This window comes from Zobellia sp. B3R18 (assembly GCF_018860715.1).
GTDB classification, from domain to species: Bacteria; Bacteroidota; Bacteroidia; order Flavobacteriales; family Flavobacteriaceae; genus Zobellia; species Zobellia russellii.
This window is the reverse complement of the sequence record NZ_JAHKQG010000003.1, coordinates 123,783-136,161: the sequence shown is the minus strand read 5'-3', so window position 1 is coordinate 136,161 and position 12,379 is coordinate 123,783. Positions and strand designations below refer to the sequence as shown.

Below are 12,379 nucleotides of genomic sequence, written 5' to 3'. Positions count from 1 at the left end.
TTTTTGTGTTATTAGAGGTATTGTTTTAAGTTTTTCTTGAAGAATTTTGCACTGTCCGCTATACTGGTCATGGAGTCTTTTGCAAAATTACTTCCTTGTTCTATATAGTAATATTCTAGGGCATCCGTATCTATTTTAGAAAGCATGGCCACATAATCTATAGAGCCATTGCCCAGCTCCGTATAATCTCTAGTGAGTTTGTCCATATCTTTTATATGCCACATTACGTAACGTCCGGGCTGCTCTGCAATCCATTCTTGAGGGGTCTTTTTAGAGGAATGCATTACCCAATACATATCCATCTGCAGTTTTACCAATTGCGGATTGGTTTCTTTTAAGATGATATCATAACCGGTTTGCCCATTGTGGTCCGTAAATTCAAAATCATGGTTGTGATAGGCAAAGCCGAGTCCCGCAGAATTTACCTGTTCGGCCATCCAATTTAGTTTTTCGCTCAGTACCTTAAAATTTTCAATGGTTCTAAATTCAGGTGCCAGCCAAGGCCACGTAATATAGGGCTTGTTCAAGATATGCGCCCCTTGGATACAGGCATCCAAATAGCGCCTAAGTTCATCTTTTGGCTTATTGAAATAGGACGAAAAATCATAATGCCCACTGGTGGTGGTAAGGTTTAAATCGTCTAAAATAAGTTTGAATTCCTTTGCCTCATAGCCATAATAACCAATGGTCTCGGAATCAAACCCATAGATTTCCAAATCTTCATAGCCCATGGCCCGGGCCTTTTTAAGACTGCCCAGTGGGTCCGCTTTCATGGCATCGCGAATAGTGAACAACTGCAATCCCATTTTATATTTTGATGGATTTCCTAAAGAAATACCGGTAACCGGAAGTAAGGTTGCAGCCGAAGCCATACTACTCTGTTTTATAAAATCTCTTCTGCGCATACTTCCTTACTGTAATTTCTAAATTGGACAAAAAAAAAGGGTCTGCCTAAAAGCAAACCCTAAGATATTACAATCTTTTGGTACGAACGAAAATATCTATAATTTATGAAACCGAATCTATGGCCTCACCTATTAAAGTATCTCCTTCTAAAATCTCAAAAGTGGTATTTTTAACGGCATCATCATGCAATGCGCGAACCAAGGTCTGCGCAACATCGGCCCTACTTATAGAACCTGATTTCTCCAAACTAGAGGCCGCTTTTATCTTTCCCGTGCCCTTATCGTTCGTTAATGAACCGGGGCGCACAATGGCGTACGTAAGATTACTGTCCTTTAAATAGACATCTGCATTGTGTTTTGCTTTTAAATATTCCTGAAGGTCACTTGCCTGTTCCGGATTGTCCGCGCCCATAGAGCTTAGCATGACAAACTTCTTTAGATTACCGGATTTTGCAGCGTCTACCATTTTCTTGGCACCTTCTTGATCTACCTCTTTGACCTTCTTTCCGCCAGAACCGGCCGCAAAGATTACCTTGTCTATATTCTTTACCGTATGTGATATATCTTCTTCCAAATCGCCCATAACCGTAGTAATGTTCTCTTTCTCAAATTGCTCTTTTTGGGATTCTTTACGAACCATGGCAATTGGAGTGAAATATTGGGATTGGTTTAAAAGTGTTACTATTTTTTTTCCTGTGGTACCATTGGCACCCGCTACTAATACATTTTCCATTTCATCATTTTTTTAGTTATTACAAAGGTAAGTAGCAAGGGTTCTGCAGCTTGATGCAGAATAATTCATTTTTAACCCAGAAGCACAACCGGCCTAGGTTTTAACCCTAAGTCTTCATTACCTTTACGCCATAATTTTTTTTGAATGGCCCACCAACATTTTAAAATGTACAAGCCCTTTGGTTATATCAGCCAAATGGATTCCAACAATAAAAAGGAAAAACGATCTAAACGTTTTATAAGCGAACTATACCCTTTTGAAGATGCGGTTATGGCCATAGGCCGATTGGATCTAAAATCCGAGGGACTCCTTCTAATGACTACCGATGGAAAACTAAGCGATACAGTTAACCGCTCCGGAATAGAAAAGGAATATTACGCCCAATTGGATGGCCTCATTACCCCCGAAGCCATTGAGAAATTACAAAAAGGGGTAGAAATAGGTGTTGAAGGCAAAAAGTATTTGACCAAACCCTGCCAAGCTAAACTAATTACCGAAGAACCGGATTTTCCGGAACCGCACCATTTGCTCCGCGTGGGTACCCATAGACCTAATTCATGGCTTTCCGTAACCTTAACGGAAGGTAAGTTTAGACAAGTACGCAAAATGACGGCCCTAGTGGGGTTTCCTACCTTGCGCTTGGTTCGGGTGCGTATAGGAGCCGTCACACTTAAAGGAATGAATCCTTCTGATGTGGTGGACTTTCCCGATTTGCCCGTTGTATTGAATTTGGAAGATTGAGTAACCTAAACTTTACTCTGTTAATTGAGAAATAGGTAGTAGTTCTACTTTACGGAATTCTACTTCGGAACCCTCGGCCTGCAATGCAATCTGTCCTGTTTGGGCCGTAGCGTTGTAACCATAGTTGACCAAATCTCCGTTCACCCAAACTTTAATTTCATTTTTCAGGCACTCTATGGTCATACGGTTCCACTCACCTACCGGTTTTTCAGAACCATCGGTAAGGTTAAGGATTCTACGTTTTTTGCCTTCTGTAATGCCCCATTCCGCTTTGGGCCCACGGCGTTCCAACATATCGTCTACCGTAATATCTTCAACAATACACCAAAAATCACCTGCATTTTCATGCATCATCTGCACCTCTATAGATTTAGGAAACATTTTGTAGAGTGAGCGTGGCGTAGAGGCAAACACAAGAACACCACAATTACCGGGTTCACCGGCAAAACGGTATTCAACATCCAATCTAAAATCTTCGTAAGTTTTGTCCGTAATGATATGGCCTGCCGGCGTGCCTAAGCTTACCAACATGCCATCTCTTACAATAAAAGGGTTTCTTGCATCCGTACTGTCCATTGCAGGCACATCTATATGCCAACCGTTCAAGTCCTTACCATTAAACAGGCTTTTTGCCGTAGGGGCGCATGACCAAAAGGTAGTAAGTACTACTAAAAAAAGAGTTAGGAACTTTTTCATAGTTACAGAAAACAAACCCCTGAGGGTTTTGCTTAATTAGGATACGTTACGACAACTAGGAAGGAGAAAAAAGTTATATTTTCTTTACTCGTACCGCGTTCATACCTTTCATCCCTTTTTCAAGTTCATAAGATACTTTATCGTTCTCATTAATTTCATCAATAAGACCACTTACGTGAACAAAATACTTTTCTTGATTTTCGGAATCAATAATAAAACCGAATCCTTTTGAGAAGTCAAAATACGACACCTTACCGTTACGTACAGGGTCAAACTCTTCTTCATCTCCTTCTTCTTTTTTAGGAATACCCAAAACAATGTCTTCGGCATCTACCTGAACTTTCTGGGATGGATCTGGCGGGGTATCTACAAGGTTACCGTTATGGTCAACATAGGCGAAAGGGATTCCTTCTCCACCTTCTTTTGCAGCAGCTTTACGTGCGTCTTTTTTCTTCTGTTTTTCCTCTCGTCTCTTTAGACGTTTTTTCTCTTTTTCAGTCTTGTTGTAAGTTTGCTGCGATTTAGCCATTCGGTATTTTTCTTGTTTTAAAATTAGGTTGATAAGGTACGGATTTATTTTTATTTTATTCCGATTCTCATGTTAAGAAATTAAAGGAAACAAACCGTCCGAATTACTTCAAAGAAGTGGATTTAATCAATTCATTAACAAATACTTGTATGTAATTTTTACACAAGAAAAAAGTCTCCTTTTGCATTTCTTTTCGTTTACCCAATAACAAATCATGGCTTTGGAGCGATAGCAAGAGGGAATTCCGAAAAATAAATTGCAAATTATTACCTAGCTCGGTTCCACGCCTCCTAGTTTTCGGTTTATCTATTATTTTTGTCCTTCACGAGTTAAAACATACATTAACGGCATATATTAGTATCTTTCAACTACATTATATCCTTCTGTTTCAAGCGAATAAAACTTTATATTTTGAAAAGACCTATCAACATCCTTGTCCTAATGGTTCTATTGATAACTGGGTATGCCTGTTCTAGTGACAGCAATGAATATGAACCCGTACCCGATCAAGAAAACCCTAATCCAACTCCTGATCCAAACCCAGAACCACAGCCCGAACCCATAATAGAAGTTGATGCTATTCCTGCATCTGCACAGCGAACCGGTGATGCCACAATTGGTTATGAGTTTCTAATTTCTGGAAACTACATGAGCTCCGGCGTACCTTACGAAGCTTTTTTACAGGGTTTTGGAGCTGACAATAGCAATGTTTTGAACCGTAGTGGAGATAACGCCAATATTGGCTATGAATACACGGCCGTAGATGCGGCCAACGGCGTTAGGATAGTATCTCCCAATTGTATGTCTTGCCATGCCGGCTTTATAAACGATGAATTTGTGCTAGGATTAGGTAGCCATGCGGCGGATTTTACTATCAACAGGGCCGTGAATATGGATTTAGTAAGTACAGGTATTTCATTTTTGTACGGTGGGAAAAATAGTGATGAATGGGAGGCTTTTGATCAATTCAGAAAAAGTATAGAAGCTATTGGTCCAAAGACACTCACCGAAACCAGAGGAGCCAATCCCGCCGATAAGATTACCCGTGTTTTAGCAGCGTACAGAGATAAAAATACTTTAGAGTGGACAGACGAACCCAATGTTGGTGTGCCGGACGAGGTCATTCCTACAGATGTTCCTGCTTGGTGGTTGTTGAAAAAGAAAAATGCTATGTTCTACCACGCAATAGGACGTAAAGATTTTTGTAAATCATTTATTGGTTCTAGCTTGCTTACGTTGGACGACAAAGCCAAAGCGGAGGAACTAGACCCAAAAATGTCTGATGTTCTAGCTTACATTTATAGCATTGAAGCTCCCGACTATCCTTTTGAAATTGATGCTAACCTAGCCGCAGAAGGGAAACCGGTTTTTGAAGAAAATTGTGTAAAATGCCATGGTTCTTATGGCGATAACGAAACGTATCCCAACCTTTTGGTTGCCCTTTCTACAATAGGAACCGACCCTGAATTATCAAAACTTTACACGGAACCATCGAAACTAAATGATTATTTCCTGGATTGGTTCAATACCGGATGGTTCGGCACAGGCGCCAATGGATTGGAATTTAACGCTGAAGGCGGATATATAGCCCCTCCCTTAGATGGCGTTTGGGCAACCGCCCCTTACCTCCACAACGGTTCCGTAGCAACTATTGCCGAAGTTTTGAACAGCTCTAAACGTCCTAAATATTGGAGCCGAAGCTACAGCAGTACCGATTATGACAAAGAGAACCTAGGATGGAACTACACAGAAGAAACTTCTAAAGTGGACAAAGAAACCTATGATACCACCATAAAAGGTTACGGTAATGGTGGGCATACTTTTGGAGATGACCTTAGCGATACACAGCGCACCGCTTTAATTGAGTATTTAAAAACCCTATAGGTACTTAGCGATTAAAAATCAAAAAAGCCCTTATCCGTTTGGATAAGGGCTTTTTGTTTCATTGTTGGTGTTAATCCTATTTTAAAGAAATAGTTTCAACTGTACTATCTGGGTATATAAGTGTAGCGGTATCATCACAAGTGCCATCTCCAAAATCAACAGAAACAGCTAAACCATTTTTATCTAAATCCATAGTACCCTTTCCTATATAATCGCACGTAAATTCAGCTTCTAAATCTGAGGTAATACCAATAGTATAGGTATCATTGTCTGATTTTAGAATCCAATCCCCATCAATAGTAAGCATGTTCTTTTCTTCACCAAAAACAAAAGCAAACGATTTGGTTCCTTTTTCGTAAATCTTTTTATCGTCCTCAAGGGTTAACGTCATATCAACAGTTACATCAAAAACAAGAGAATCATCTTCTCCTTGGCTTATGGCAAAGGCCCTAGTTCCATCTAAACCAATTCCGCCCACCATCAAATCATTATACGTTACGGAATAGGCGTATGAATCGTTATCCGAACCATATACCACACTTAAAGAACCGTTTAAGACTTCGTCATTGCCCTCTACGGAACAATTGTCAAAACTTACCGTAAAACCTGTATCGGAATATTCCGCAACATAGCATGAAGCATCCTTGGCAGATTTACCGGACTCTCTATTATTAAATAAGTCCTGAACGATCATATCAGCCGAGCTGGACATTTCATCCGTTTCAAGAACGGTCTTAATTTCGGTCTGATCAATTTTTTGATCTTGCTCGTTATCTAGAATTTCGTTGGCATCATCACTACAGCTGAACGCCAAAAGACTAGTGGCTACCACTAGTGCATAAGGTCTAACATTTTTAAACAAATAGCTCATAATCAAATTTATAGGTTTTGCTCTCAGAACGGGTATTCCTGTATTTTATTATAGTTCAGGGGCATTTTAAGACCAAATACACTATTCCAAGTTCAATGAACAACAAACCTGAAATCAGTTCACTTAAAAAAACATTGTAAAATCGTATACGATAACTATATTTACGATATGGGAATGAGCATCATATTACGCGATAAAGTACGGGAACACCTTTTACGACAAATGCAAAAGGGAGATTTACAACCCGGACAAGGTATTAACCTTGCCGCCTTATCCCGTAAATTAAACGTGAGCGTCACCCCTATTCGTGAAGCACTAACTCAGTTACAGCAGTCTCATATTGTGCGGGCCATTCCCAACCGTGGTTTTGTAATTGCCGCCGTAAATCCGGAAGAGGCCAAAAACCTATATGAGCTTGTAGCCCATTTAGAAGTTCTTGCCCTGGAAGAATCTACGTTTAACGAAAGTGCCATTAACAAGCTCAAAAAACAAAGAGACGCCATTGCCAATGCAGTAGATGCACTGGAACGTGTTAATGCGTATATGGAGTTTCACCGGTTACTAACTTCCAATTACAAAAATCCCGTTTTTCAACAGATTCTAAAAGACCTCAAAACCCGTGTGTTTTTCTATGAGCGAGCTTTTATGTCCAATGATTCTTTTCATTACAACTCCAACGATCAACATGATGCCATAATCTCCGCCATTGAAGATGACAATATCCCTTCGGCAGCATTGGTTTTAAAAATGAATTTAATGCTCGTTAAAAGTTACATAGAAAAGCAACTTGTAGTTTTATAGATTCTTCAACAATATTCTTAAATCACTTCTTTTTTTAAGCCATTCTTGTGCTTTTGAATCAGTATTCTATGCGATATCACACAAATCGTTGCATACCTTTATACTGTTCATTTTCAAGGGTTCAATTATCAAATCACAAAGTTTTTGTAAAATGATATCCCCTTTTAAAATACCGATTTACATTTGACTTGTAATTCGACTAAAAATCGAAAAGAAAGACAACAATTTTAAACTGAAGACGTTTTAACGATACCTTAAAAAATAGAAAACATGGGTTACTTATCTCCTCAAATAGAAGTTTTGGCCAGAAAGAAAAAACAAGAAGAAAAATCTTTGATCAAGAAGGAATATTCTTGTGGTATTTTTCAAGATTATGGCAATCTAGACGAAAAAGAAAGTCTAGCAAAGCTTTAATTTTCTGTAATTACACGGGCAATCTCTAGAATAGTTTTGCCCTCCATCTCAGGCATCCCCTTTAACGGATAAATGGCGTGATTTTCGCGTGCAACAAAGGCTGTTCGTAAACCGGCCCGTTTAGCGCCCAAAATATCCCATCCGTGGGCTGCCACCATCATAGTATTTTCTGCCGATTCACTCATCTTTGCCAGAACTGCATTATATGATGAGCTTTCAGGTTTATAACGCGCCACGACATCTACGGACATAATAGCATCAAAATAAGATGACAAACCAGCAAACTCCAATTGCTCGTTCAAAACCTTTTCATTTCCATTAGAAAGCGCTACCAACTTTATATTTGCTTCCTTTAAGAGTTTTAGCCCTTCTTTTACATCATCATGCGCCGGTAATTTTTTTATATTCCCTAAAATGCTATCTACTTGAGCATCTGAAAGGTTTTTACCAAACTTTTTCATAGTCATTTGTAACGTTGCTTTTCCAACAGCACTAAAATCTTCATAATTGCCAGTTAGGGTCTCCACCAAGGAATAATGCAACAAGGTCCTAAACCATAATGAAAAAGCATGCTGAGAAGCCAAAGCCGTGTTTATAGCTTCCTCCAAGGGCTTCATGTTTAAAAGTGTCTCGTTTATGTCAAAAATAAGCAGTTTAGGTTTCGTCATTTTATATTTTAATGAACTTGCAGTTCAGTTGTTTCCTTTTTGAATATCCGTAATAAAAGTGCGGAGGGAACTCGGAAGATTGGACTCATTAAACTGAGATTCATACACTCCGTTATTATCCATAAGCTTTACGGTATACGTAAAACCGTCCCGTATTTGACTATTTATTTCCTGCTTTTCCGCAAGGGCATTCAGCATTTCTTCTTCCTTGGCTTTATCCAAGTCTATTTCACCTTCAAACTGTCTGGAAATTCCCGTAAATCCGCCTTCTATGTTTATATGATATTTCATTAGACAACAATTGGGGTTAGACCTACTTGCGAAAAACTTGTACTTACCGCCTCAACAGCGGCTTCAGCAACTCTATTTTCCGATACCAGCTGCTGTGCGGTACTTACCAATGTTTCTACCATATCATTAAAATCTGCCGTACGCCAGAGTGATTTTAGCGTTTCGAACCAGATTAGTGCACAATCATCAATACCAATTTCCAAACAACAGAGATAAAAAGCTTTATTGGGTATACCTGAATTGATGTGCACCCCTTGGTTATCCCCTGCTCCGTTGTAATAATTATCCATGTGGTCTGGCTGTGTATCAAAATCATTGGCCGTACCGGGAGCTTTCATAGAACGAATGGCCACTCCGGGAAATGCCTCCGTTACTACACTATCTCCAATAAGCCAATCCGCTTCGGAAATATCCTGTTTTAGATACTTTTGCTTGATGACCGTACCAAAAACATCCGAAAAATGTTCGTTGAGCGCCCCAGGTTGACTTTGATATTCCAAGTTGGCGAAAAACTGGGTTACGCCATGTACCAACTCATGGGCTACAACATCTATGGCACTGGCAAAATCAGTGAATTCTTTACCGTCACCGTCACCATACGTCATTTCATCGCCATCCCAGTAGGCGTTATTATATGCTTCGCCATAATGCACATTAGAAATAATATCCAAACCGTTTCCATCAATGGAATTAAGACCAAAAGTCTCTCTAAAATAATCACGTACAAAACCCGAGGTCTCATAAGCCTTATTTACACTTTCATCCTCTACATCATCTTGCCCCTCTTTTCGCACCAACTCCAACCTTTGCTCGAACTGATTTTTAGAATCATAGATAAAACGCTCTCCATTACCTTCTGCTTCGTTCCGTAACAAAAGATTGTTTAGACTGCTTCGTCTGCGGTCAACAATTCTAGCCGAATCATTTAAAGCTCTTTTACAACTGGTATTACCGTGTTTTGCCAATTTTTCAAGTAAATAAGGCGGAATTATAAAGCAGTGGGTCTTTGAGCACATGGGTTTAGGGTTTAGGGTTTAGGGTTTTAATTTCGTTCGATTTTAATGTATTCGCAAAAAATAAGCGTTAAGATTTTCTACGGATATTGTAAAGCCGATTAGTCAACCGGAAACAAGCTTTTATCTAATCCAGGGACCAAACTAAGCGCATTCTTATAATAGACTTTCTTAAGAACTTCATCCGGTAAGTTTAAACCGTACATTGCCCAAAACGCATGATACTTTTTGTAATAAGGAAAGTATTCATCATTTGTTTCCAAGACCCTAAAATAGGTTGGAAATTCTTCTGGTTTCCAGCTATCCTTTCCGAATAAAATGCGGTCTTGATACTTGATGAAAAACGCTCGCGCATTTTGCGGCTGACGCCCTAACTCTGCAATGACGGCCGCTATACCTACGTACATATTGGGAATTTCGTCTAAAAACTTTCCTAATTGCTGTAAATCGTTGGCATACCAACCCATATGGGCGTTTATAAATTTTGTTTTGGGATGTTTTTTGAACATACGGTGCTGTTCATCAATTATCTGTTGCCACGGCGCTGGGTCTGTATCGGAACGCTTACGGCGTGAGTGTGTTTTCAGCTCCAACCAACGTTCATTATCAGAATTCATATCATCCCAAAATGATTTTGGATCTGCGGAATGAATCAACACCGGCACACCTAGTTTCCCACATTTTGCCCAAATAGGGTCTAAACGGGCATCGTCTACGGCTAGGCGTTTTCCATCACTATCTAGATTCCGCAGGCCCAAACTTTTAAAAACTTTTAAACCTCTGGCACCTTTTTTAATATCAGCTTCCAATTGTGCCACCGTTCTTTCTGTCCAACCAGGTTTTCCGGCGCCATCAAAATCTACATTGGCAAAAACAACAAACCTATTGGGGTAATTCTCCGCAATATTGTCTACACTTTTTGCAAGTTCATTACCGGAACCGCCACTTAGGTTCACCATGACTCCTTCGTTTAGGGCATCCATATCGGCAACCAAGTTTTTAAGACTTTGCGCACTCATATTTCTCTGGTGACTATGAATATCAATAAAAGGATACTTGGCCCGCTTTATCTCATGCCCGGGAACAACCAACGTAGACTTTGGGTTGTATTCCTCAAAACTCATTTCTTGAGCCGCTAGGCCACCACTGACCAATACTAAAAACGCAATATTAAGTTTCAGGTTCATTCCTCTGTTTTAGTTGTTCATAATCTTCTGCCGTATCAATATCCACTACACAGTCACCTGCGGAAATTGTTATAACTTTCTCCCGCTCCAACAGCTGTTTTGCCCCAAAATCCTTATCCAGCTTTAAAAGCTCGTCAAAATAGCTTCTGGGGAAAAGAGCTGGTACTCCCGCCCTATTCTTATAAGCCGTAGCAATTATTCTATTTTGGTTATCGGACGATGCCTCAATCAACAAGTTTAAATACTTAAAATTGATTAAAGGTTGATCCGCCAACATTATGAGTACTCCCGAAATAGTGTTTCCCGATTGCAGCAACTCTCTTACACCACAAGCAATGGAATTGCCCAAACCGGATTGCCACAAGGGATTTTCTACACAACGCTCCCCTTCTTCTAGATGAGATTGTATCATGCGGGCATTGGCTCCTAAAACCGTCATCACTTCCGTGCCGTTTGAAGCTTTTGCTGTCCGGATCGCGTGTTCCAATAACGACGTGTTTTCCCAAGGCAACAATTGTTTTGGTTTACCCATTCGCGAAGAAGCTCCTGCGGCCAAAATTAGAATAGCAATGTGGTCAGGGGTCTTCTTCATTAAGTATGTATACTTCCCAATTTGTTTTTGAGCATAATGGGCTCCTTATTTCTTGTAACCGAAAGTATTTCCGATAAAATTGCCAAGGCGATTTCCTGAGCGGTTTCCGCTCCAATATCCAAACCGGCTGGACCATGGATCATATCAAAAAATGTGTCCGAAACTTCAGGGCAATAATCCATGAATTCATTTAATAACTTCTCCCTTCGCTTTGCGGGGCCCAATAAGCCCAAGTACACAGGAGCTGATTCTTTAATAGCTAACAAATACTTTAAGTCACGAACGTAACTATGTGTCATTAAGACAATTGCCGTTTGTTTATCTATATCAGGAATAAATAAAGTTTCAGGCTCTTCGGTAATAAATATGTTGGCTCCGGGAAAGTCCGTTATACTTTTTTCCTCTGCCGCCGAAGCTACAACCGTTACTTCCCAACCCGTTAGCGAAGCATAGGAACATAGTTGAACCGCATCGTGTTCGGCACCAATAATAACCAATTTGAAACAAGGCTTCATATCTTGTTCAAATACCATTCTATCACCGTTCAAAAGCGCAGTAGCCCTAAATCCAATTTTGTCTCCGTTAAACACCAAAAACGAACTCAGGTCCGCATAATTTCCTTCTTCCTTTATATAGGACGAAATTATTTTAAACTGTTTTCTACTTTTTAAAATGAAATCGAAAGCATTTAGAAAATCAACCCCTGGAACAAACGGTTCTATTAAAATATACAATATACCTTCGCAACCCAAGCGATAGCGCCCATCATAAATCATCATTTTTGGCACATCGTCCTTAAAAACGGTTTCTGCCTGCCTAACAATTTCTTTTTCTACACAACCACCACTTACGGCCCCAATTCTTTTTCCGTCTTCTCGAATGAGCATACGCACCCCAGGCCTACGGTACGAGGAGCCCTCTAAAGCAACGACCGTCGCGAGGACGGTCTTTTGCTTCTTTTTTTTAGCGGCTTTATAAGCCCTAACTATGTTTTTTAGTTCATGCGTCATATAAACCGTAATCGGATTAAAGAAAATGATTTTTTATCATGGTC

At 39.8% G+C, this 12,379-nt stretch carries 15 protein-coding genes; 4 read left to right on the top strand and 11 right to left on the bottom strand.

The features are described 5' to 3' along the window. Positions 1-11: 11 nt before the first annotated feature. Together KO513_RS01580 and KO513_RS01575 are read right to left on the bottom strand one after the other, a co-directional pair. A complete protein-coding gene (locus tag KO513_RS01580) occupies positions 12-905 on the bottom strand; it encodes a sugar phosphate isomerase/epimerase family protein (protein WP_215911989.1) in 894 nt (297 codons plus the stop codon). A 103-nt stretch (positions 906-1,008) separates the two neighbouring features. Then, positions 1,009-1,638, bottom strand: a complete 630-nt coding sequence (locus tag KO513_RS01575) for an SDR family oxidoreductase (protein WP_215911988.1) — start codon at positions 1,636-1,638, stop codon at positions 1,009-1,011. 165 nt (positions 1,639-1,803) lie between these two features. Here KO513_RS01575 and KO513_RS01570 point away from each other — a divergent pair, with 165 nt between their 5' ends. Next, positions 1,804-2,379, top strand: a complete 576-nt coding sequence (locus tag KO513_RS01570; protein ID WP_371735226.1) for a pseudouridine synthase — start codon at positions 1,804-1,806, stop codon at positions 2,377-2,379. Positions 2,380-2,391: 12 nt separating this feature from the next. Here KO513_RS01570 and KO513_RS01565 read toward each other — a convergent pair whose 3' ends face one another. Together KO513_RS01565 and KO513_RS01560 are read right to left on the bottom strand one after the other, a co-directional pair. Beyond that, on the bottom strand, positions 2,392-3,075 hold the full coding sequence (locus KO513_RS01565; protein WP_215911986.1) for a 3-keto-disaccharide hydrolase: 684 nt from the start codon (positions 3,073-3,075) through the stop codon (positions 2,392-2,394). Positions 3,076-3,148: 73 nt separating this feature from the next. Beyond that, positions 3,149-3,604 carry a cold-shock protein gene (locus KO513_RS01560; protein WP_215440318.1) on the bottom strand — a complete coding sequence of 152 codons (456 nt, stop codon included), beginning with the start codon at positions 3,602-3,604 and terminating at the stop codon, positions 3,149-3,151. 411 nt (positions 3,605-4,015) lie between these two features. Here KO513_RS01560 and KO513_RS01555 point away from each other — a divergent pair, with 411 nt between their 5' ends. Next, on the top strand, positions 4,016-5,488 hold the full coding sequence (locus KO513_RS01555) for a c-type cytochrome (protein WP_215911985.1): 1,473 nt from the start codon (positions 4,016-4,018) through the stop codon (positions 5,486-5,488). A gap of 76 nt (positions 5,489-5,564) precedes the next feature. Here KO513_RS01555 and KO513_RS01550 read toward each other — a convergent pair whose 3' ends face one another. After that, positions 5,565-6,359, bottom strand: coding sequence for a hypothetical protein (locus KO513_RS01550; protein ID WP_215911984.1), 795 nt, complete (start codon positions 6,357-6,359; stop codon positions 5,565-5,567). 174 nt (positions 6,360-6,533) lie between these two features. Here KO513_RS01550 and KO513_RS01545 point away from each other — a divergent pair, with 174 nt between their 5' ends. Both KO513_RS01545 and KO513_RS01540 read left to right on the top strand, forming a co-directional pair. Then, positions 6,534-7,160 (top strand): GntR family transcriptional regulator, encoded by a 627-nt coding sequence (locus KO513_RS01545; RefSeq protein WP_246560609.1) that lies wholly within the window; start codon positions 6,534-6,536, stop codon positions 7,158-7,160. A 270-nt stretch (positions 7,161-7,430) separates the two neighbouring features. After that, on the top strand, positions 7,431-7,574 hold the full coding sequence (locus KO513_RS01540; protein WP_215440314.1) for a hypothetical protein: 144 nt from the start codon (positions 7,431-7,433) through the stop codon (positions 7,572-7,574). On the opposite strand, the gene KO513_RS01535 is transcribed toward KO513_RS01540, so the two are convergent. The 6 genes from KO513_RS01535 to KO513_RS01510 form a co-directional block, all read right to left on the bottom strand. Then, positions 7,571-8,242, bottom strand: coding sequence for a haloacid dehalogenase type II (locus KO513_RS01535; protein ID WP_215911983.1), 672 nt, complete (start codon positions 8,240-8,242; stop codon positions 7,571-7,573). The genes KO513_RS01540 and KO513_RS01535 overlap by 4 nt on opposite strands. A gap of 24 nt (positions 8,243-8,266) precedes the next feature. Next, on the bottom strand, positions 8,267-8,533 hold the full coding sequence (locus KO513_RS01530) for a protealysin inhibitor emfourin (protein ID WP_215911982.1): 267 nt from the start codon (positions 8,531-8,533) through the stop codon (positions 8,267-8,269). Then, on the bottom strand, positions 8,533-9,549 hold the full coding sequence (locus KO513_RS01525) for a M4 family metallopeptidase (protein WP_215911981.1): 1,017 nt from the start codon (positions 9,547-9,549) through the stop codon (positions 8,533-8,535). The genes KO513_RS01530 and KO513_RS01525 overlap by 1 nt, the downstream gene beginning before the upstream one ends. 98 nt (positions 9,550-9,647) lie before the next feature. Further along, entirely contained in the window at positions 9,648-10,733 is a 1,086-nt protein-coding gene (locus tag KO513_RS01520) for an amidohydrolase family protein (protein ID WP_215911980.1), read from the bottom strand. After that, positions 10,717-11,325 (bottom strand): nucleotidyltransferase family protein, encoded by a 609-nt coding sequence (locus KO513_RS01515; RefSeq protein ID WP_215911979.1) that lies wholly within the window; start codon positions 11,323-11,325, stop codon positions 10,717-10,719. The genes KO513_RS01520 and KO513_RS01515 overlap by 17 nt, the downstream gene beginning before the upstream one ends. Continuing rightward, entirely contained in the window at positions 11,325-12,335 is a 1,011-nt protein-coding gene (locus KO513_RS01510; protein WP_215911978.1) for an XdhC family protein, read from the bottom strand. Before KO513_RS01510 ends, KO513_RS01515 begins: the two co-directional genes overlap by 1 nt. Positions 12,336-12,379 lie beyond the last annotated feature (44 nt).